This is a genomic window from Streptomyces spectabilis, from assembly GCF_008704795.1.
GTDB classification, from domain to species: Bacteria; Actinomycetota; Actinomycetes; order Streptomycetales; family Streptomycetaceae; genus Streptomyces; species Streptomyces spectabilis.
Map to the genome: position 1 here is coordinate 3,054,923 of NZ_CP023690.1, position 18,901 is coordinate 3,073,823.

The 18,901-nt window shown below is 74.3% G+C and carries 19 protein-coding genes; 11 read left to right on the forward strand and 8 right to left on the reverse strand.

Going from position 1 to position 18,901, the window contains the following annotated elements:
- Positions 1 to 23 precede the first annotated feature (23 nt).
- The 4 genes from CP982_RS13220 (at position 24) to CP982_RS13235 (ending at position 3,863) form a co-directional block, all read left to right on the forward strand.
- On the forward strand, positions 24 to 1,034 hold the full coding sequence (locus tag CP982_RS13220; protein ID WP_221514928.1) for a FecCD family ABC transporter permease: 1,011 nt from the start codon (positions 24 to 26) through the stop codon (positions 1,032 to 1,034).
- Positions 1,031 to 1,867, forward strand: coding sequence for a heme ABC transporter ATP-binding protein (locus tag CP982_RS13225; RefSeq protein ID WP_150510706.1), 837 nt, complete (start codon positions 1,031 to 1,033; stop codon positions 1,865 to 1,867). Before CP982_RS13220 ends, CP982_RS13225 begins: the two co-directional genes overlap by 4 nt.
- Before the next feature lie 163 nt (positions 1,868 to 2,030).
- Entirely contained in the window at positions 2,031 to 2,852 is an 822-nt protein-coding gene (gene efeU, locus CP982_RS13230) for an iron uptake transporter permease EfeU (protein WP_150510707.1), read from the forward strand.
- A 36-nt stretch (positions 2,853 to 2,888) separates the two neighbouring features.
- Complete coding sequence (locus CP982_RS13235; RefSeq protein ID WP_150510708.1) at positions 2,889 to 3,863, forward strand: SCO2278 family lipoprotein; 975 nt, start codon at positions 2,889 to 2,891, stop codon at positions 3,861 to 3,863.
- Positions 3,864 to 3,874: 11 nt separating this feature from the next.
- Here the strand turns inward: CP982_RS13235 and CP982_RS13240 are convergent, their stop codons facing one another.
- Positions 3,875 to 4,621, reverse strand: coding sequence for a bifunctional DNA primase/polymerase (locus CP982_RS13240; RefSeq protein ID WP_150510709.1), 747 nt, complete (start codon positions 4,619 to 4,621; stop codon positions 3,875 to 3,877).
- Positions 4,622 to 4,791: 170 nt separating this feature from the next.
- On the opposite strand from CP982_RS13240, the gene CP982_RS13245 reads away from it, so the two are divergent.
- On the forward strand, positions 4,792 to 5,670 hold the full coding sequence (locus CP982_RS13245) for a glycerophosphodiester phosphodiesterase (protein WP_150510710.1): 879 nt from the start codon (positions 4,792 to 4,794) through the stop codon (positions 5,668 to 5,670).
- A 21-nt stretch (positions 5,671 to 5,691) separates the two neighbouring features.
- Here CP982_RS13245 and CP982_RS13250 read toward each other — a convergent pair whose 3' ends face one another.
- Positions 5,692 to 6,324 carry a TetR/AcrR family transcriptional regulator gene (locus CP982_RS13250; protein WP_150510711.1) on the reverse strand — a complete coding sequence of 211 codons (633 nt, stop codon included), beginning with the start codon at positions 6,322 to 6,324 and terminating at the stop codon, positions 5,692 to 5,694.
- Between the two features lie 179 nt (positions 6,325 to 6,503).
- On the opposite strand from CP982_RS13250, the gene CP982_RS13255 reads away from it, so the two are divergent.
- Positions 6,504 to 6,683, forward strand: coding sequence for a DUF6243 family protein (locus CP982_RS13255; protein ID WP_150510712.1), 180 nt, complete (start codon positions 6,504 to 6,506; stop codon positions 6,681 to 6,683).
- A gap of 164 nt (positions 6,684 to 6,847) precedes the next feature.
- Entirely contained in the window at positions 6,848 to 7,675 is an 828-nt protein-coding gene (gene ddaH, locus CP982_RS13260) for a dimethylargininase (RefSeq protein WP_342355623.1), read from the forward strand.
- Between the two features lie 46 nt (positions 7,676 to 7,721).
- On the opposite strand, the gene CP982_RS13265 is transcribed toward ddaH, so the two are convergent.
- The 5 genes from CP982_RS13265 to CP982_RS13285 all read right to left on the reverse strand — a co-directional run bounded on the left by CP982_RS13265 (position 7,722) and on the right by CP982_RS13285 (position 15,133).
- Positions 7,722 to 9,671 (reverse strand): glycoside hydrolase, encoded by a 1,950-nt coding sequence (locus CP982_RS13265; RefSeq protein ID WP_150510713.1) that lies wholly within the window; start codon positions 9,669 to 9,671, stop codon positions 7,722 to 7,724.
- Positions 9,672 to 9,742: 71 nt separating this feature from the next.
- The gene (locus CP982_RS13270; protein WP_150510714.1) at positions 9,743 to 10,750 is read right to left on the reverse strand and encodes a small ribosomal subunit Rsm22 family protein; all 1,008 of its coding nucleotides are present in this window, start codon (positions 10,748 to 10,750) and stop codon (positions 9,743 to 9,745) included.
- Positions 10,751 to 10,828: 78 nt separating this feature from the next.
- Complete coding sequence (locus CP982_RS13275; protein ID WP_150510715.1) at positions 10,829 to 12,004, reverse strand: serine hydrolase domain-containing protein; 1,176 nt, start codon at positions 12,002 to 12,004, stop codon at positions 10,829 to 10,831.
- Entirely contained in the window at positions 11,953 to 13,302 is a 1,350-nt protein-coding gene (locus CP982_RS13280; RefSeq protein WP_184925041.1) for a multidrug effflux MFS transporter, read from the reverse strand. Before CP982_RS13280 ends, CP982_RS13275 begins: the two co-directional genes overlap by 52 nt.
- Before the next feature lie 199 nt (positions 13,303 to 13,501).
- On the reverse strand, positions 13,502 to 15,133 hold the full coding sequence (locus CP982_RS13285) for an alkaline phosphatase D family protein (protein ID WP_150510716.1): 1,632 nt from the start codon (positions 15,131 to 15,133) through the stop codon (positions 13,502 to 13,504).
- 132 nt (positions 15,134 to 15,265) lie between these two features.
- On the opposite strand from CP982_RS13285, the gene CP982_RS13290 reads away from it, so the two are divergent.
- The 3 genes from CP982_RS13290 (at position 15,266) to CP982_RS13300 (ending at position 17,775) form a co-directional block, all read left to right on the forward strand.
- Positions 15,266 to 16,156 carry an SDR family oxidoreductase gene (locus CP982_RS13290; protein WP_150510717.1) on the forward strand — a complete coding sequence of 297 codons (891 nt, stop codon included), beginning with the start codon at positions 15,266 to 15,268 and terminating at the stop codon, positions 16,154 to 16,156.
- A gap of 183 nt (positions 16,157 to 16,339) precedes the next feature.
- Complete coding sequence (locus tag CP982_RS13295; RefSeq protein WP_150510718.1) at positions 16,340 to 16,807, forward strand: lamin tail domain-containing protein; 468 nt, start codon at positions 16,340 to 16,342, stop codon at positions 16,805 to 16,807.
- Between the two features lie 83 nt (positions 16,808 to 16,890).
- Complete coding sequence (locus CP982_RS13300) at positions 16,891 to 17,775, forward strand: PhzF family phenazine biosynthesis protein (protein WP_150510719.1); 885 nt, start codon at positions 16,891 to 16,893, stop codon at positions 17,773 to 17,775.
- A 14-nt stretch (positions 17,776 to 17,789) separates the two neighbouring features.
- Here CP982_RS13300 and CP982_RS13305 read toward each other — a convergent pair whose 3' ends face one another.
- Positions 17,790 to 18,113, reverse strand: coding sequence for a nuclear transport factor 2 family protein (locus CP982_RS13305; RefSeq protein ID WP_150510720.1), 324 nt, complete (start codon positions 18,111 to 18,113; stop codon positions 17,790 to 17,792).
- A gap of 176 nt (positions 18,114 to 18,289) precedes the next feature.
- Between CP982_RS13305 and CP982_RS13310 the strand changes: the two genes are divergently transcribed.
- Positions 18,290 to 18,832 carry a DoxX family protein gene (locus CP982_RS13310; protein WP_150510721.1) on the forward strand — a complete coding sequence of 181 codons (543 nt, stop codon included), beginning with the start codon at positions 18,290 to 18,292 and terminating at the stop codon, positions 18,830 to 18,832.
- Positions 18,833 to 18,901: the final 69 nt, after the last annotated feature.

The following is an 18,901-nucleotide window of genomic DNA, read 5'->3' on the forward strand; positions in this document are numbered from 1 at the left end:
GCGGGCGGCGCGGGACGCCCGCGCTGCTCACCGCCGCCCTCGCGGCCGCCCTCGCCGTGCTGTGCCTGCTGTCCGCGGGGCTCGGCGCGTACGACATCCCGCTCGGCGACGTCCTCGCCTCCGTCCGGCACCGCGTCGGCCTCGGCGGGCACGCGCTCGACCGGGTGCCGGAGAGCGTGCTGTGGAACGTACGCCTTCCGCGCGTGACGCTCGCGCTGCTCGTCGGCGCGTCGCTCGGCTGCGCGGGCGCGCTGATGCAGGGCGTGTTCGGCAATCCGCTGGCCGAGCCGGGCGTCATCGGGATCTCCTCCGGCGCGGCCGTGGGCGCGGTCGCCTCGATCGCGCTCGGCCTGAGCTTCTTCGGCAACTGGACCGTCACGGTCTGCGCGTTCGTCGCCGGGCTCGCCACCGTGCTGCTCGTGTACGCCCTCTCGCGCGAGGGCGGCCGCAGCGAAGTGGTGACGCTGATCCTCACCGGCATCGCCGTGAACGCCTTCGCGGGCGCGCTGATCGGCCTGTGCATCTTCTTCGCCGACAACGCCCAGGTCTCGCAGATCACGTTCTGGCAGCTCGGCTCGCTCGCCCAGGCCACCTGGCCGAAGGTGCTCGCCGTCCTGCCGTGCGCGGCGGCCGGGCTGCTGGTCGCGCCGTGTTACGCCCGCAAGCTGGACCTGCTCGCGCTCGGCGAACGGCCCGCGCGGCACCTGGGCGTGGACGTGGAGCGGCTGCGGATCGTCCTGGTGCTCGTGGTGGCGCTGCTGACCGCGGCGGCCGTGGCGGTGGCCGGGATCATCACGTTCGTGGGGCTGCTCGTGCCGCATCTGCTGCGGATGGCGGCGGGGCCCGGGCACCGCTTCCTGGTGCCGGGCAGCGCGCTCGGCGGGGCAGTGGTGCTCGTCGGCGCCGACCTCGCGGCCCGTACCGTGGCCGCCCCCGCCGAGCTGCCGCTCGGCGTCCTCACCGCGCTCTTCGGCAGCCCGTTCTTCTTCTGGCTGCTGCGCAGGACCCGTCGCAAGCAAGGGGGTTGGGCATGATCGGGCGGCTCTTCGGCGTGCGCGAGCGCGCGCTGCCCGGGCCCGTGGCGCCGGGCGACGTCCTCGCCGAGGCCGTGGACGCGCGCCTCGCGCTCGGCGGCCGCGAGGTCCTGGCGGGCGTGTCGGTGGCGGCCCGCGCGGGCGAGGTGCTCGCCCTCGTCGGCCCCAACGGCGCGGGGAAGTCCACCCTCCTGGCCGCGCTCGCCGCCGATCTGACGCTCGCCTCCGGCGCCGTCCGGGTCTGCGGCCGGGCGGCCGGGGACTGGCCCGCTCGCGAACTGGCGCTGCGCCGCGCGGTGCTGCCGCAGTCGGCGACGCTGTCGTTCCCCTTCCCCGTGGAGGACGTCGTGCGGATGGGGCGCGCGCCCTGGGCCGGGACCCGCCTGGAGGACGACGACGACAAGGTGGTGCGCGAGGCGATGGCCGCCACCGAGGTCACCGCGTTCGCGGCCCGGCCGTTCTCCGCGCTCAGCGGCGGCGAGCGGGCCCGGGTCGCGCTCGCCCGCGTGCTCGCCCAGCGGGCGCCGCTGCTGCTGCTCGACGAGCCGACCGCCGCGCTCGACCTGCGCCACCAGGAGCTGGTCCTGCGGATCTGCCGGGAGCGCGCCGCCGCCGGGGACGCGGTGGTCGTCGTCCTGCACGACCTGGGCCTCGCGGCGGCGTACGCGGACCGGGCGGTGGTGCTTCGGAGCGGAACCGTGGCGGCGGACGGCGCCCCCCGCGACGTGTTCGACGCGGCGCTGCTGTCCGACGTGTACCGCCAGCCCATCGAGGTGTTCCCGCACCCGCGCACCGGCAAGCCGCTGGTCACGCCGGTGCGCGGGGTCGACTGACGGCGTCCGCCCGGACGGTCGCCGCCGCTCACGGGCGCCGCCGACTCCCGGCCGCCCCTCCCGTACATCCCCCGCGCGCGTTCGACGGTCTACGTCATCCCGTCCGGGGGCGGGACGAGGGCGACTGGTGGGCCGCGCGCCGGCCACCGGAAGGGCGTGAGCGGTGTTCGGCACCTATCTGATCGGCCTGCGGGCGGGCCTGGCGGCCGCGCTCGTGGTGGGCGTCCTCCTCGCCTGGCCGGTGCGGGCGGGGCGCCGCGACGCGCTCGCCCCGGTGTGGACCGGCGCCGGCGCCGCGGCCGCGCTCTTCCTCGGCTTCGGCTGCGCCCTCACCTTCGGCTCGCGGGAGCTGACGCCCGAGGCGCGGGAGGTCCTCGGCGGCTCCCTCTCGGTCCTCACGGCGGCGCTCGTGACGTGGCTGGTCCTCCGGCTGCGGCACACCGCCCGGCAGGCGCGGGCGGGGCGCGAACAGCCCGGCGCCGCCCAGCGGATGAGCACGGCCGCACTGGCCGCGACGGCGTTCCTGGCCGTGGGCCGCGAGGGTCTGGAGACGGCCCTGCTCGTCTGGGCCTCCGTCCGCGCGGCGGACGACGGCACGCACGAGCCGCTGCTCGCCGTGGGCCTCGGCCTGCTCACCGCGGCCGTGCTCGGGCTGCTCTGCTGCCGCGGTCTCCTGCGCGTCGGCCGCGCCGCGTTCTTCGCCGGGACCGGGGCGCTGCTCCTCGTGGTGGCGGCGGGCGTCCTCGCGCACGGCGTTCGCGCCTTCCAGACGGCGGGGTTCCTCGGCGGCCTGGAGGACAAGGCGTTCGACGCCAGCGCGACGGTTCCGCCGGACAGTTGGTACGGCGCCCTTCTGGAGGGCGCCTTCGTCCTGCCGCCGCAGCCGACGGTCCTGCAGGCCGTCGTCTGGTCGCTGTACCTGGTGCCGGCCCTCGCGCTGTTCCTGACGGCGCCCCCGCGTCCTGGCCCGGCGGGGCCCCGGTAGGGTTCGGGCCCGGGAACGGGTAGGCGAAGGGGGCCCATGATCAGGGTGCGCAGGCTCGGGCGGTGCGGTGCCTCGGCGGCAGTGGCACTCGCCCTGGCGATGGCGGCGGGCGGATGCGTGACGGTGCACGGGGAGCGCGAGGTCGTCCCCACGGCGACGAAGGCCGAGGCCGCCCGCGCCCTCAAGGAGTTCCTGCGCGCGTACAACAAGGCCGACAAGGCCTACGACCCCGCCCTGGACGCCGCCCGCGTCACCGGCCCGCTCGGCGCCATCAACCAGGCGGGCCTGAAGGCGCGGCGCGCGCAGAACCCGGACGGCAACGCCCGGCACGTGCCGCTCAGGTTCACCGACGTCGAGTACGCCGTCCCGAAGAAGGCGGGCTGGCCCCGGTTCTTCGTCGTCAACGCCCTCAGCAACCGCAAGCCGCACGGCTACCGCTGGCTGATCGTCTTCACCCGCGCGGGCGGGGACCGGCTCTGGCAGGCCACGTATCTGAACCTGGTCCGGCCCGACCGGATCCCGGACCTGAAGAAGGACGAGGACGGGTTCGCGGAGCCGGTCGCCGTCGACCAGGCCGGTCTCGCCCTCGCGCCGCGGCGCCTCGGCGCGCGGTACACGGCGTTCCTCAAGTCGGGCGGCGACGCGTTCGCCGCGGGCCCGCACACCACGCAGTGGAAGGCCGCCCGCGACAGGAACGCCAAGCGCCTGGGCCTCGCCGTGCAGTACCTGGACGAGCCCCGCGACGCCGGCGCGTTCGCCCCCGTGGGCCTGCGCACCCGCGACGGGGGCGCGCTCGTCTTCTTCTCCACCCACCACTACGAGAAGCAGACCGCGTCCACGGGCCGCACGGTCGACGTCGAACCGGACGTCAAGGCCCTGATGAAGGGCGAGGCCAAGCAGTCCGTCACCCTGGAACGCGTCTCGAACCAGGTCTCCCTGACCCCCAGGGCCAAGGGCGAGATCTCGATACTGGGCCGCATGCAGGGCCTGGTGGGCGCGAAGGGCGAATAGCCCTCGGCGGCTCAGCCCCGCAGGGGCCAGGCGGCCACGTCGCCCTGCGGCTCCCCCGCGTACCGGGCGCATTCGTCGGTGAGGGTCTCCAGCAGGGTCAGCGGGTCGGGCAGCGGGAACTCCGGCCCCCGCACCCAGGTGACCGCGAGGTCACCGGGCAGCCGCGCGGGCGGCACGAGCACATAGGACCCGCGGCAGTGCCACCGCAGCCCCGGATGCTCGTCCATCGTCTCCGGATGGCAGTCCAGCTCGCAGGGCCACCACTCGTCCTCGTCCTCCGGTGTCCCCCGCGTCGCGGTGAAGAAGAGCAGCCGGCCCTGTCCGTGCGCGCCCTCGGACTCGGCGACGGGCCCGACGTCGATCCCGTCGGCGAGCAGCCGCGCGAGGGCGGCGTGCCCGGCGTCAAGGGGCACGTCGAGTACGTCGTGCACCATGCCGGTCGCGGTGATGAAGTTGGCCCCCGGCTGGTGCCGCGCCCAGCGCTCGATCTGTGCGCGGTCGGTGGTGGACTGGGTCTGCCAGGCGAAGGAGACGGGGTGCCGGGCGGGCGTGGGACAGCCGATGCGGTCGCAGGAACAGCGGTAGCCGGCGGGGTGCGCGGCCGGGGCGAGCGGCAGTCCCGCGGCGGCGACGGCGAGCAGCAGGTCCTCACGGCGCGCGGCCTCGGCGTCGCCGTCCGCGCCCGCACGTGCCCGTCGGCGGAGCCATTGGGAGATCCTGCCCTGCGCGCCGGACGTCCGGCCGAACTCTGCGCCCATCTATCCCCTCACCTCGCCGTCGTGCGGAACAGCATGACCTATGGTCCCACCATCCTGCTCCTCGGGTGGCCGTAGCCCACATCCGGGGTAGCTGGGGTGATGCAAGGCGGGGGGTGACATAGCGCGTCATTACGGGCTAAGGAGCGATTTCCACTCCTACGGTGGTCGCCATGGTCACACGGACTGTGCTGTCACTTTCGGGCGTCACCGCCCTCGCCCTCACCGGGCCCACCGCCTTCCTGGCCCCGCTGGAGTGGGGCGGCGGCCCGCTCACGGTCGACGCGCTGCCGCCGTTCGTCTACACCGCGCACCGGGGCGGCGCCCTGGAGGTGCCGGAGAACAGCATGTCGGGCCTGATGACGGCGTTCGAGCGGGGCACGGCGCAGGTCATCGACGCCGATACGCGGATGCTGGCCGACGGCACCCTCGTGGTCCTGCACGACGCGACCCTGGACCGCACGACGTACGCGACGGGTCCGGTGAACCTGCTGACCGCCCGCGAGTGGCAGCACGTGCTGCTGCGGCCGCAGCGGCACGTGCCGGGCTTCTGGCGGATCGAGCGGCCGCCGACGGTGGCGGAGGTCCTCGACCGGTTCGGCGGACGGGTCATGCTGATGCTGGAGGCGAAGGACCCGGAGAGCCTGAACCGGCTGAGCGCGCTGATCCACGCGCGCGGCCTCGCCCGCTCGGTGTTCGTGAACTCCAACAAGCCCTGGGTGGCCCGGCGCGCGCACCACCTGGGCCTGCTCGCGCAGCTGTGGCGGTCGAAGCAGCAGATGCGCACGGACCGCCCGGAGCGCTGGTCGTCGTTCGTCGACGTCCTCGACGTGGACTACAAGGCGCGCGACGAGGATCTGCGGCGGGCGGTGAACTCCGGCGTCCGGCGGGTGTGGGCGCACACGGTGACCACGCCCGCGCAGCGCGACCGGGTGCTCCGGCTCGGCTGCAACGGCGTGATCACGGACGCCCCTGGCCTGCTGACGCGGACGCCGGTCAAGGGCGGCAAGAAGGCCGCGCGGCGCCCGCTGGGGCCGCTCAACCGGCGGTGATCCGCGCCGCCCCGCGGCGGGTCAGCGGGGCGCGATGCCGTACAGGGCGTACTCGACGAGCGTGTCGGCGTACGCGTGGGTGAGCGGTCCCGTGCGCTGCATCCAGCGCTGGGCGAGCGGGCCCGTCCACAGTTCGAGGGCGATGCGCGGGTCGACGTGCGCGGCGATCTCGCCGCGGTCCTGGCTCCGGCGCAGGCGCTTCACGTAGTGCTGGAGCTGGGGTTCGAGGAGCCTCTCGACGAACTCGGTGCCGAGCTCCTGGTTGACGACGCCCTCGGCGGCGAGCGCGCGGGCCGGGGCGTCGAACTTGGGGTCGGTCATCTCGTCGACGGTGGCCCGCAGCACGTACTTGAGGTCGGCTTCCAGATCACCGGTGTCCGGGATGTCGGTGGCGGGCTCCGCGAGCCCGGCCTCCTCGCTGAGCTGGGCGTTGGCCTGCTCGGCGAGGTCGAGGAAGGCGTCGAGCAGGACGGCGCTCTTGGAGGGCCACCAGCGGTAGATGGTCTGCTTGCCGACGCCCGCGCGGGCGGCGATCGCCTCGATGGTCATCTTGCCGTAGCCGACCTCGCCGACCAGGGCGAGAGCGGCGTCGTAGATCGCGCGGCGCGAACGCTCGCTGCGGCGCGTGGAGTCTGGTGCGGTCTTCTGGGCCATGCCGTCGAATGTAGCAGCGCCGCGAGACGCCGCGTCTCACCAGTGGCGGCGACACCGTAAATCCCCTCGACAAGACGGAGCGTCTCGTCTACTGTCGACGTATGGCGAGACGCAACGTCTCGCGGATTGCCGGTGTGACATCGGCAACGACCACTTCGAGGACTCACGGAGGTACGACCATGACGCGAAGCGGATCCGGAATGCTCGGCGTCGGCGGCACCCGCAGCAATCTGTCGCGCAAGGCGCTGCGCGGCGGCAGGGGCGCGGGCCGTGTCGGCGGCGGGCTCAGCCCCCAGGAGCAGAAGCGTGAGCTGCTGCGGAAGCTCCAGGAGGGCCGGGCGGCGAACAACGGCTCATGACGCCGGATGCCCCCGCGAACGAAAGGCTCCTGACCCCCGGAACCTCCGGTTCATGAGCAATTTCCCGTCCACACCACAGTTCGAGCCACCCAGATCACTGCGCGAAGGCTTCTCAGACCGCACCATGGGCAGCAATAGCCCCTGCGGTTCGTGAGGAGCCTTCGTTGCGTCAAGCTGCCCGGCGCGCCACACCCCGGCGCTACCTGATGTGCCCACCGGCGCACTTCAAGGTCACGTACTCCATCAATCCGTGGATGGACCCCGCCAAACCCGTCGACGTCCCGCTGGCCATCGCCCAGTGGGAGGACCTGCGCGACCGCTACCGCGCGCTCGGCCACACCGTCGAGGAGCTCGAACCCCGCCCCGACCTGCCGGACATGGTCTTCGCGGCCAACGGCGCCACCGTCGTCGACGGCCGGGTCCTGGGCGCCAGCTTCGCCTACCCCGAGCGGCAGGCGGAGGCGGCGGCCCATCTGGAATGGTTCCGTGCGCACGGCTTCGAGCACGTGCACGAGCCGACCCACATCAACGAGGGCGAGGGCGACTTCGCCGTCACGTCCTCGTACGTCCTCGCGGGCCGCGGCTTCCGCGCCAGCCCGCTGTCGCACGGCGAGGCCCAGGAGGTCTTCGGCCGCCCGGTGATCGGCCTGGACCTGATCGATCCGCGCTACTACCACCTGGACACCGCACTCGCGGTCCTGGACGACACGACGGACGACGTCATGTACTACCCGGGCGCGTTCTCGCCGGGCAGCCAGGCCGTGCTGAAGCGGCTGTTCCCCGACGCACTGATCGCCGAGGAGGCGGACGCCGAGGCGCTCGGCCTCAACGCCGTCTCCGACGGCCTGCACGTGCTGCTGCCGCAGGCGGCGACCGGGCTCTTCCAGCCGCTGCGCGACCGTGGCTACGAGCCGATCGGCATGGACCTCGGCGAACTGCTCAAGGGCGGCGGCAGCGTGAAGTGCTGCACCCAGGAGCTGCGGACGCGCTGAGCGCCCGTACCCGTGCGGGCGGCCGGAGCCGCCCGCACTCCTCCGTTCAGGAACCCAGGTCCGCCGGGCACAGGCGGCGCGGTCGGTCGTCGGTGCGCAGCTTCGCGTCGACGCAGCCGCCCGGGAGCCCGGCGCGGGCCTTCGTGCCGAAGTTGGCGGTGACGGTCAGGGTGCCGTCGCCGAAGACCGTGCGCTGGACGGCGCGGTCGCCGGTCAGCCACCGGAACGACGTGAGCGGCTCGGCCCCGGCCGCCTGGTGCAGGGGTGCGAAGTAGCGCTGGAGCGCGGCCAGTTCCTTTCCGTGCCGGGTCAGCGCGGGCCCGTCGAGCACGTAGTTGAGCGGCCGGTCGTACAGCATCGCGAGCAGCGCGCGCCGCGTCTTCTCGGCGGGCAGCTTCTCGTACGACAGCTCCCAGCGCTCGGCGCTGACGGTCGCGTCGTGCAGGGCTGTCCCGTACAACGGGACGCGGTAGCGCGGCGCGTACATGGCAGTGGAGAGGCCCGCGGGCAGGCGCACCGGCTTGAAGAACGCCTTCGGGGCGTTCTCCGGGTAGTAGCCGCCCCATTCCTCCCGGTCCTTCTGGAGTGTCCACAGGCCGTCGGCGACGGGGGTCGCGCTGCCGTGGTCGAAGGCGAGGGCCCGGTTGGCCCAGGCCTGGGCGGTCTCGGAGCCGAGGACGAGGCCGGAGGCGGTGATGCGGCGCATGCGCGCGAGGCGGTGGGCGCGGTCCTGGGCCTTGGTCATCGGATGGTCCGCGGAGTGGTCGCGGAACAGCTCGCCGGTGGCGTCCACGTCGAGGAAGTAGCTGTCGGCGCCGTTGCGGACCATCGCGCGGGTGCGGTCGGCCAGGTAGTGGCGGGCGGGCTCGGCACGCTCGAAGGCGGCGGAGCTCAAGTAGCAGCCCCGGCCGCCGAATCCGGTGTGCGGGGTGCCGTCGGCGTCGCGGACGCAGAAGTCCGGGTAGATCCGGCCGGGCCAGACGGAGGTGGGGCTGTCGGCGGTCTTCGGGTCCTGCCCGTTGGCGAAGGTGTCGTACGGGCCCACGAGGTAGCCGGCGTCCTTCGCCGCGGCGACCGCCTTCTCGTCCATGGGGCCGGGCCCCGCGTCGTACCCGAGCCACATGCGGTCGACGCCCAGCGCGCGCAGCCGCCGCACCCCGGCGGCGGTGCGGGCCTCGCCCCACAGATAGGCGTGGAAGGCGCCGAGGAGCTTCCGGACCGCGGGGTTCTGCCGGAACTTCGCGCGCAGGCTGCCGAGTCGGCCGCGTTCGGCGAGGTAGGCGCGGTAGTCGGCGGCGGGGGCGACCGGGTTACCGTCGGTCAGGGCGAGCGTGACGGTGTACGCGCGGGTGCCATCGGCGCGGCGGAACGCGTGCCGGGCGGTGGTGCGCAGCCGCCCGCGGTCCTTCGTGAAGGCCAGCGAGGTGCCGATGTCGGTCGGGGTGAGGTAGCTGACGCCGTGCCGCCCCGCGGAGTACCCCCACAGCGGCAGCGTGAGGTCGGCGCCCACGTCGACGCTCGTGCCCGCGAGGCGGCCGTCCCCCGAGGTCCAGAAGGGGTCGGCCACGGGGATGTCGAGCCCTTCGCCGCGCGGGAGTTGCAGGCTCGCGGCGGCCGGGGCGCCGACGCCCGTCACGGGCCAGCGCAGCGTGGTGTCGCGGCGGGCGGCGAAGCTCAGGGCGAGGCGGCCGTGGTCGGCCCGGGCGGTGACGTCGAGGCCGCGCTCGGGGTAACTCCAGCGGACCCGGCCGCCGTTGAGCCGCCGTACGGGTCCCGGCGCGCCGAGCGGTGTCGCGGCGGCGGCCGACAGGAGCCGGTCGTGGCCGCCCCGGGTGCGGGCGCGCACGGCGAGCGTGGCGGTGTCCACGACGGCGGTGCCGCCGCGGACGGCCAGTTCGACCCGGGTGCCGGAGGCCCGCTCCGGGGCGGCCGCGGCGGGGGCGCTCCCGGCGGCGAGGGCCAGGGCGAGCCCGAGGGCTGTGATCTTGATGGACATGGTGACGTGGATAGTCACCGGTCTTAAGGACTTCCTAAGAAGTCCCTCCCGGCCCCCGGTCGCAGACCCGTCTACGCCTCGGGCCAGGCGTCGCCCCAGGCGGCGTCCCGTGCGTCCCGGTAGAGGGCCCCGTGCCGCTTCGTCACGGTCTCCCGGCGCAGCGCGCCCTCCGCCTCGCACAGGTCGAGGAGGACCTGGCCCTTGCGGATCTGCGGCTTGCGGACCACGCGGCGGGGCGCGGGCGCGAGGCCTGCCGCGGCGGGCCCGTCGCCGCGGACCGCGGCGACGTAGGCGAACTTCTCGTCCTCGTACGCCAAGGAGCCGCCCTTGACCTTGCGGTGCAGGGAGGAGCGGCTGACCCGGGCGGAGAAGTGGCACCAGTCGCTGCCCGGCACGATCGGGCAGGCGCCGCTGTGCGGGCACGGCGCGGCCACGCGGAACCCGGCCGCGACGAGCCGGTCGCGGGCCTGAAGGACGCGGGCGTAGCCGTCCGGGGTGCCGGGCTCCACCACGACCACGGCGTCGGTGGCGGCCCGGGCGGCCACGTCGACGACCCAGGCCCGGTCGTCGCCGGTCAGCTCGCCGAGGACGTACGAGATGGTGACGAGGGCGGTGGGCGCCACGGTGAGCGACGCGCCGATGCGGGCGCGCTGCCACTGGGCCGCGGCCAGGTCCGGGTGCGCGGCGGCCAGTTCGCGGCCGAGGTCCAGGGCGGGTTCGGCCCAGTCCAGGACGGTGACGGGCCGCTCCCCCGGCCAGGTGGCGCTGACCGCCCAGGTGGCGGCGCCCGTGCCGCCGCCGATGTCGGTGTGCCCGGCCGGGGCCCAGTCCTCGGGGGCCGCGGCGGCGAACGCCCGCAGGGCGCAGTGCACGGCCTCGAAGGTGGCGGGCATCCGGTACGCCGCGTACGCCGTCACGTCGGCGCGGTCCCGCAGGACGGGCGCCTCGGTCGGGGTGGTGCCCCGGTAGTTCGCGATCAGCCGGTCCACGGCCTGGGCGGCGGCGCGCGGAGGGAGGTCCTCCAGGAGCTCTGCGAGGGCGGTGCGGAGGGTCTCGGCGGGGGAAAGGTGGTCGTGCACCTGTCGATTTTAGGCCCCTCCCCTCCCTGCCCCTCCCCTCCCCGCCCCGCACCGCACGCCCCGGGCCGGAGGCCGGGGTCAGCGGAGGGCTCGGGCGAGGGTGGTGGCCGCGTGGGCCCGGGGGGCGTTGGCCGGGGGGCGCCGGCGGGGGTGGACCGTGTTGGCCAGGAGGATCAGGAACGTGTCCGAAGCCCGGTCGAGGACGAGCGACGTACCCGTGAACCCGGTGTGCCCCGCGGCCCCGCGCCCCGCGAGCTCCCCCATGAACCACCCCTGGTCGACGGCGAAGCCGAGCCCGGGCGGCGCCAGCATCAGATCGACGTGGGCGGACCCCAGGACGCGCGCGGTCCCGTACGCGCCCCCGCACAGCAGCGCCCGGCAGAACACGGCGAGGTCCCGCGCGGTGGAGAAGAGCCCGGCGTGGCCCGCCACGCCCCCGAGCGCCCAGGCGTTCTCGTCGTGGACCTCGCCGCGCAGCATCCCCCGGTCGGCCTTCGCCCAGGGCCTGCGCTGGTCCTCGGTGGCGGCCGCCCCGGGGCACGGGCCGAAGCCGGTGGCGGTCATGCCGAGCGGCCGGGTGATGCCGTCGCGGACGAGGACGTCGAGCGGGCGCCCGGTGACGCGGTGCAGGAGGTGCTGGAGGAGCAGCAGGTTCAGGTCGGAGTAGAGGTAGGCGCCGGGCGGACCGGAGGGCGCCTCGACCCGCAGCGCCCGCAGCCGCGCGGCCCGGTCGGGGTGCTCGTACAGCGGCAGCTCGGGCCGGAGTCCTGACGTGTGGGTGAGGAGCTGGCGCACGGTGACGCCGTGCGCGGCGGCGCCCGTGAACTCGGGGACGTACCCCCCGACCGGCTCGTCGAGCCCGATGGTGCCGCGCTCCAGCTGCTGCACGACCGCCACGGTCGTGAACAGCTTGGTGAGCGAGGCCAGGTCGAAGGGGGTGTCCACGGTCATCGCCGCGCGCCGCTCGGGCGGCAGCTCGACACCGGCGTCGGCGTGCTCGTCGTACGCGGCGTACCGCACCGCCCAGCCCGCCGCCTCGGCCACCGCGATCACCGGGCCGCGCCCGGCGAGGACCACGGCGCCCGCGCACCAGGGCCGGGGCCCGCGCGTCAGCTCCCGTACGTCGTGGACGAGGCGGGCGAGGGCCTCGGGGTCGAGACCGGCGCGGTCCGCGGTGCCCGGGCGCAGCACCCGGGGCGGCGTCAGCGGTCCGCCCCCTCCGGCTCCTGATGGGTACTGGTGTTCCGCTGCCACGGGCGGCACAGTCCCACGAAGCAGCCGACGGCCGCCAGTGCGCAGGCCAGCTGGACGACGGCCATCGGTACGGCGGTCTTCTCGCCCGCGATGCCGACCAGCGGCGAGGCGATGGCGCCGATCAGGAAGGAGGAGGTGCCGAGCAGCGCGGAGGCGGAACCGGCGGCGTGCTTGGTGCGCATCAGGGCGAGGGCGTTGGTGTTGGGCATGGCCAGGCCCATCGCCGACATCAGGACGAAGAGCCCGGCGGCCACCGCGCCGAGGCCGACGTCGCCGAAGACGCCGCTCGTCATCAGGAGCAGCGCGGTCGCGGCGAGCGTGATGACGACGAGCCCGAACCCGAGCGCCTTGTCGAGGCTGACCCGGCCCACGAGCAGCTTGCCGTTGATCTGGCCGACGGCGATCAGGCCGATGGAGTTCACGCCGAACAGGAGGCTGAAGGTCTGCGGCGAGGCTCCGTAGATCTCCTGGATGACGAACGGGGAGGCGGAGATGTACGCGAACAGGGCGGCGAAGGCGAAGCCGCCCGCGACCATGTAGCCGGTGAAGACGCGGTCCGCGAGCAGTCCGCGCATGGTGCGCAGGGCCTCGGCGGTGCCGCCGCCGTGCCGGTCCTCGGGCGCGAGGGTCTCCGGCAGGCTCCGCCACACGAGCAGGGTCAGGGCGATGCCGACGACCGTCAGGACGACGAAGATGCCGCGCCAGTCCGTCAGGCGCAGGACCTGGCCGCCGATGAGCGGTGCGACGACCGGGGCGACGCCGGAGATCAGCATCAGGGTGGAGAAGAAGCGGGCCATCTCCACGCCGTCGTACAGGTCGCGCACCACGGCCCGCGCGATCACGATCGCGGCGGCGCCCGCGAGGCCCTGGAGCAGCCGGAAGGCGATGAGCAGCTCGGCGGTGGGGGCGAGCGCGCAGATCGCCGTCGCGAAGACGTAGACGAACAGGCCGGCCAGGAGGGGGCGGCGCCTGCCCCACTTGTCGCTCATCGGCCCCACGACCAGCTGGCCGAGGGCCATGCCCATGAGGCAGGCGGTGAGGGTGAGCTGGATGGTGGCGGCCGGGGCGTGCAGGGCGTCGGTGACCTCCGGCAGGGCCGGGAGGTACATGTCCATGGAGAGCGGGGGCATGGCCGTGAGGCCGCCGAGGATGAGGGTGACGAGGGCTCCGGTCGCCACGCGCAGGGCCCCGCGGTTCGCGGGGCCCGCGGACTCGGCGGCGCCCTCCCGGGCCGCGGCGCCCCCGCCGCCTATGTGCCCTTCGGACTGTGTGCCCGTCCCCTGCCCGCGCTCGGCCATCGCGCCCCTCCCGGTAGTTGTCACGTCCCCCTATCGTCGCAGGCGCCGGGGAGTGCCCTCGCGGGACGCCCCAGATCCGCCCCTTTCCGAACCGGGGGCCACCGCCCCCGCACCCCTGCATTTTCGGCGCTCCGCGCCTCGTCCTCGAACGCCGGACGGGCTGGACCTTCCAGCCCCCCGGCGTTCGAGGAGCGGAGGGTCAGGCCGGGTGCAGGCCCGGGTTGCCCGCCTCGGTGACGAAGGACGCCGCCGTCGTCAGCGGGGCGCCGGGGGTCGTCACGGCGGACACGGTCTTGAAGTCGGCGCGGGCCTCGTCGCGGTCCAGGCCGACGGTCACGTAGCCGCGACGGCCGTTGTAGAACTTCAGGTGCGGGTTGGCCTTCATGTACGTCTCCCAGTTGGCGGGCCGCTCGGAGCCGTCCTTGCCGCTGGCGATGGACGTGGCCACGATCTCCGTGCCGACGACCTTCGACGACGGCTTGTCGAAGTCGTCGAGGATGTCGAAGGCGTAGCCGACGTGCACGTCGCCGGTGAGGACCATGAGGTTCTCGACGCCGGCGGCCTTCGCCCCGGCGAGGACCCGCTGCCGCGAGGCGGCGTAGCCGTCCCACGCGTCCATGCTGACCTTGGCGACGGGGTTCAGGTCGAGCTTGCGCTGGGAGAAGGTGACCTGCTGCGGGACGACGTTCCACAGGGCGCGCGAGCGGCGCCAGCCGTCGACGAGCCAGCGCTCCTGACCGGCCCCGGTGATGGTCCGCCTGGGGTCGAGCGACTCGGGCCCGGGGACGTGCGCCCCGTCGCCGTACGCCTGGTCGGAGCGGTACTGCCGGGTGTCGAGGATGTCGAACTGGGCGAGGCGGCCCCACTGGAGGCGGCGGTAGAGCTGCATGTCGGGCCCGGCGGGCCGCTGCGGGCGGCGCAGCGGCTGGTTCTCCCAGTACGCGCGGTACGCGGAGGCGCGGCGCAGGAGGAACTCCTCGGGCGGGTTGCCGTTCTCGTCGATGTCGTCGGCGTAGTTGTTCTCGACCTCGTGGTCGTCCCAGGTGACGACGAAGGGGTGCGCGGCGTGCGCGGCCCGCAGGTCGGGGTCGGTCTTGTAGAGCGCGTACCGGCGGCGGTAGTCGTCGAGGGTCTGCGTCTCGCGGTTGAAGACGTCGGGCAGGACGCGGTCGGTGTACTTGCGGGCGCCGCCGACGGAGTTCACGGCGTACTCGTAGAGGTAGTCCCCGAGGTGGAAGACGACGTCGACGTCCTCGTCGGCGAGGTGCTTGTACGCGGTGAAGTAGCCGTCGTGGTACGCCTGGCAGGACACGGCGGCGAGGGTGAGGGCGCCGGTGCGGCCGTGCGGGCGCGGCGCGGTGCGGGTGCGGCCGGTGCCGGAGGTCCACTTGCCGGTGCGGAAGCGGAAGTAGTACGCGCGGTCGGAGTCGAGGTGGTCGACCTGGACGTGCACGGAGTGGTTGAACTCGGGGTGCGCGGTCGCCGTGCCGCGTCTGACGCCGCGGCGGAAGCGTTCGTCGCGGGAGAGCTCCCAGTGAACGGTGACGCGTTCGGCGGGCAGGCCGCCGTTCTCCTCGAACGGCTGCGGCGCGAGCCGGGTCCACAGCAGGACGGAGTCGTGCTGCGGGTCGCCGGACGCGACGCCCAGGGTGAACGGGTCGTCGGAGATGCGTGCGGCGTCGAGTTCGGCGGCGCCCGCGACACCCGCCGTGGGCAGGTTGGTGGCGAAGGCGAGCGCGGCGGCCGCGCCGGTGCCCGTCAGGAAGCGACGCCGACCCAAGTGGCGTGCTGCCGCGCGGAGTTCGGGTGCGTGCTGACCTGAAGCTGACATGTGCCCCTCCCGGACAATGGCTGTACGGTGCATTGGAGTGCCGAGGGACGACGATGGACTGTCGCGTACACAACAGCCATATGTCGAGCAGATGATGTCCGAGTTGCGGACCCTCCCGTACGCTGCGGGGCCATGAACGCTGAGCGAACGGCATCCCCCAACGCCCGTCGGACGGACCTTCAGGACCAGCGGACGGACCCTCAGGAGGCCCCGGAGGCCGCCCGCGAGACGGCTCCGGAGACAGATTCGGGGGCCGCCGCGAGGACGGCCGTGGTCACGGGGGCAGGGTCCGGAATCGGCCGGTCCGTCGCCCTGGAACTGCTCCGCGCGGGCTGGTCGGTGGCGCTCGCGGGCCGCCGGGACACCACGCTGCGCGAGACGGTCGACTTGGCCGCGGCCGAGCTCGGGGACGCCGTCCGCGAGCGGGCGCTGTGCGTGCGGACCGACGTCTCCGAGCCCGACGACGTCACCGCGCTCTTCGCCGCCGCGCGCGAGCGGTTCGGACGGCTCGGCCTGCTCTTCAACAACGCCGGTACGTTCGGGCCCGGCGGCGTGCCCGTCGAGGAGCTGCCGTACGACGCCTGGCGCCACGTCGTCGACACGAACCTCAACGGCGCCTTCCTGTGCGCGCAGGCCGCGTTCCGGCAGATGAAGGAGCAGGAGCCGCGGGGTGGCCGGATCATCAACAACGGCTCGGTCTCCGCGCACGCGCCGCGCCCGCACTCCGTCGCGTACACCGCCACCAAGCACGCCCTCACGGGCCTGACCAAGTCCCTGTCCCTGGACGGACGCCCGTACCGCATCGCCGTCGGCCAGATCGACATCGGCAACGCGGCGACGGACATGACCGCGCGCATGCGCTCCGGAATCCTCCAGGCCGACGGGGACGTCGCGGTCGAGCCGGTGATGGACGTGGCCGACGTGGCGCGCACGGTGCGGCACATGGCGGAGCTGCCCCTTGAGGCGAACGTGCAGTTCGCCACGGTGCTCGCCACGGCGATGCCGTACATCGGGCGCGGCTGACCGCCCTACGCCGGACGCGGTGGACAGAGAACTCCCTTGTGCCGAAGGGCGGATGACGCTCCTACGGATTTCGTACGAGCCGGGTACCAAGTTCCGGCCACACGCCGGATTCCACCTCCGGGGCCACGACCGCCCCGCTAGGCTCGGCAGCTCTCCACGGAAACTTCACACTTGGAGCACACCTTGCGCATTCGTTCCGCCGCCACGGCCGTCCTCGCAGCCACCGCACTCACGGCCCCGCTGCTCGCGGCGGCCCCCGCGTCCGCGGCCCCGCGCCACCAGGGGGGTCTGCACCTCGGCTTCATCCAGTACGACAGCCCGGGCCGGGACACCTCCGCCCGCGCCTCGGTCAACGGCGAGTGGGTGAACATCCACAACAGCTCCGGCAGCCCGATCCAGCTCAAGGGCTACAAGCTGAAGGACAACACCAACTACACCTACACCTTCGGCAGCTACAAGATAGGCGCGGGCAAGACCGTGAAGGTCCGCACCGGCAAGGGCACCAACGCCTCCGGCGTGCGCTACTGGGGCCGCGGCTGGCACGTGTGGAACAACACCACCGACAAGGCCCGGCTGATCAAGCCGAACGGCTCGCAGCTCGACTCCTGCTCCTGGACCACCCGCGACCAGGGCTCCAAGAACTGCCACTGAGCCCGCTGAGCCCGCACGGGGCCCGCGCGCACGCCGCCGCGCGGCCGGGAATGCCTCCGGCCGCGCGGCGGTTGTCGTCCGGCATGAGCACATCGGACCAGCACGCCCAGGCCATCGACGTACTGCGCTACACCGCCTTCGCCACCGACCCCGCCGGCGGCAACCCCGCCGGTGTCGTCCTCGACGCCGCCGGGCTCGACGACGCGCGGATGCTCGCGATCGCCGCGGACCTCGGCTACAGCGAGACGGCGTTCGTGACGCCCGGGCCCGCCGGACTCGGGCCCGAGGGCCGCGCCTTCACCGTGCGGTACTTCAGCCCGCAGGTTGAGGTCCCCTTCTGCGGCCACGCCACCGTGGCCACGGCGGTCGCCCTCGCCGAGCGCGACGGGCCCGGCGACTTCGCGTTCGCGACCCTGGCCGGCACCGTGCCGGTCACCGTCGCGAAGGACGGCGGGACGCTGCGCGCCACCCTCACCAGCGTCGAGCCGAAGGTGAGCGAGGCCCCCGCGGCCGACGTCACCGAGGCGCTCGCCGCCCTCGGCTGGGCGGCGGACGACCTCGACCCGGCGCTGGAGCCGCGCGTCTCCTACGCGGGCGCCCGGCATCTGATCCTCGCGGCGGCCACGCGCGAGCGGCTCGCCGACCTGGACTACGACTTCGAGCGGCTGAGGTCCCTGATGCTGCGGCTCGACGTGGTGACGGTCCAGCTGGTCTGGCGGGAGACCCCGTCCGTCTACCACGTGCGGGACCCGTTCCCCGTCGGCGGCGTCGTCGAGGACCCGGCGACCGGCGCGGCAGCGGCGGCGTTCGGCGCCTACGCGCGCGAGCTCGGCCTGGTGCCCGCAGCGACGGAGCTGACCCTCCACCAGGGTGTGGACATGGGGCGTCCCGGGGTGCTCACGGTGACGCTGCGCGAAGGGGACGCCCGGGTGCGCGTGTCGGGCGCGGCGGTCCGCATCCCGGGCTGACCTCCGGCCGTGGTTCAGGCCTGACCGGTCTCGAAGCGGGACACCTTCCCGCCGTCCACCGTGAACTGCCACTTGGTGCGCATCGCGCCCCAGGTGTCGTTGCGGTAGTCGGCCACGAGGGCGCGGCCGTCGTCCGCCTCCGACTCGACGTCCATGTGGCCGTTGGAGGAGAAGGCCTCGCGCTCCAGCCACTCCTGGAGGTTCCGGTCGGAGCCGTCGTCGGACATGGTCGCGTCGGGCGTGAGCAGGTCCGTCAGGGCGGACTTGTCGCCCGCGTTCAGGGCGGTGACGAAGGCCCTCACCGTCGGGTCGCTGAGCTGGTTCACCGGAATCGTCATGCGTCCACGGTCACACCGGGGCGCCGGTCCCGCCACCGCGGCCCCGCGTCCGGCTCCGGCGGCGGCTCACCCGGACGGCGGGCCGCACCGCGTGGGCGGGGCCGTCCCGGTGGACGGTGGAGGAGAGCGCCCCGCGCGGGGCGTCCCCTCGTCCCGAGCCCGCCCTGGAGCCCGCCGTGACCTGTCGCCGTTCCCACCCGTGCGCCCGCCCCGACCGGCGCGACATCGGCCTGCTGCTGCTCCGCACCGGCACCGGCGCGGTGCTCGCCGCGCACGGCTCGCAGAAGCTGCTCGGCTGGTTCGGGGGCGGCGGGATCGAGGGCACCGGCGCGTACTTCGAGTCCGTCGGCTACCGGCCGGGCAAGGTCAACGCCGTGCTCGCGGGGCTCGCGGAGGCGGGCGGGGGCACGCTCCTCGCGCTCGGCCTCGCCACGCCCGCGGCCGGGGCCGCGGCCGCCGGGGCCATGGCCGGGGCGGCGCCCGTGCACGCGCCCAACGGCTTCTTCAACCAGAGCGGCGGCTTCGAGTACCCGGCGGTCCTCGGCCTCGTCTCGGCGGCGCTCGCGGTCACGGGGCCGGGGCGCCTGTCCGCCGACCACGCGCTCGGGGACGTCCTCAACCGGGCCTGGATGGCACCGGCGGCACTCCTCGCCACGGGCGTTGCGACGGCCGCGCTCATCGCCACGCGGAGGCGGGCCCTGCGGGACGCGGAGGGCTGACCTCGGACCGGGTTGATCGGCCTGCGGCCTCGTCCTCAAACGCCGGACGGGCTGAAAGATCTCCGGTGC

Excerpts from the sequence above, each read along its gene's own strand:
- CP982_RS13225 (WP_150510706.1), top strand. The coding sequence starts at position 1,031 with ATGATCGGGCGGCTCTTCGGCGTGCGCGAGCGCGCGCTGCCCGGGCCC.
- CP982_RS13235 (WP_150510708.1), top strand. The coding sequence starts at position 2,889 with ATGATCAGGGTGCGCAGGCTCGGGCGGTGCGGTGCCTCGGCGGCAGTG.
- CP982_RS13240 (WP_150510709.1), bottom strand. The coding sequence starts at position 4,621 with ATGGGCGCAGAGTTCGGCCGGACGTCCGGCGCGCAGGGCAGGATCTCC.
- CP982_RS13245 (WP_150510710.1), top strand. The coding sequence starts at position 4,792 with ATGGTCACACGGACTGTGCTGTCACTTTCGGGCGTCACCGCCCTCGCC.
- CP982_RS13250 (WP_150510711.1), bottom strand. The coding sequence starts at position 6,324 with ATGGCCCAGAAGACCGCACCAGACTCCACGCGCCGCAGCGAGCGTTCG.
- CP982_RS13255 (WP_150510712.1), top strand. The coding sequence starts at position 6,504 with ATGACGCGAAGCGGATCCGGAATGCTCGGCGTCGGCGGCACCCGCAGC.
- CP982_RS13265 (WP_150510713.1), bottom strand. The coding sequence starts at position 9,671 with ATGTCCATCAAGATCACAGCCCTCGGGCTCGCCCTGGCCCTCGCCGCC.
- CP982_RS13280 (WP_184925041.1), bottom strand. The coding sequence starts at position 13,302 with ATGGCCGAGCGCGGGCAGGGGACGGGCACACAGTCCGAAGGGCACATA.
- CP982_RS13285 (WP_150510716.1), bottom strand. The coding sequence starts at position 15,133 with ATGTCAGCTTCAGGTCAGCACGCACCCGAACTCCGCGCGGCAGCACGC.
- CP982_RS13290 (WP_150510717.1), top strand. The coding sequence starts at position 15,266 with ATGAACGCTGAGCGAACGGCATCCCCCAACGCCCGTCGGACGGACCTT.
- CP982_RS13300 (WP_150510719.1), top strand. The coding sequence starts at position 16,891 with ATGAGCACATCGGACCAGCACGCCCAGGCCATCGACGTACTGCGCTAC.
- CP982_RS13305 (WP_150510720.1), bottom strand. The coding sequence starts at position 18,113 with ATGACGATTCCGGTGAACCAGCTCAGCGACCCGACGGTGAGGGCCTTC.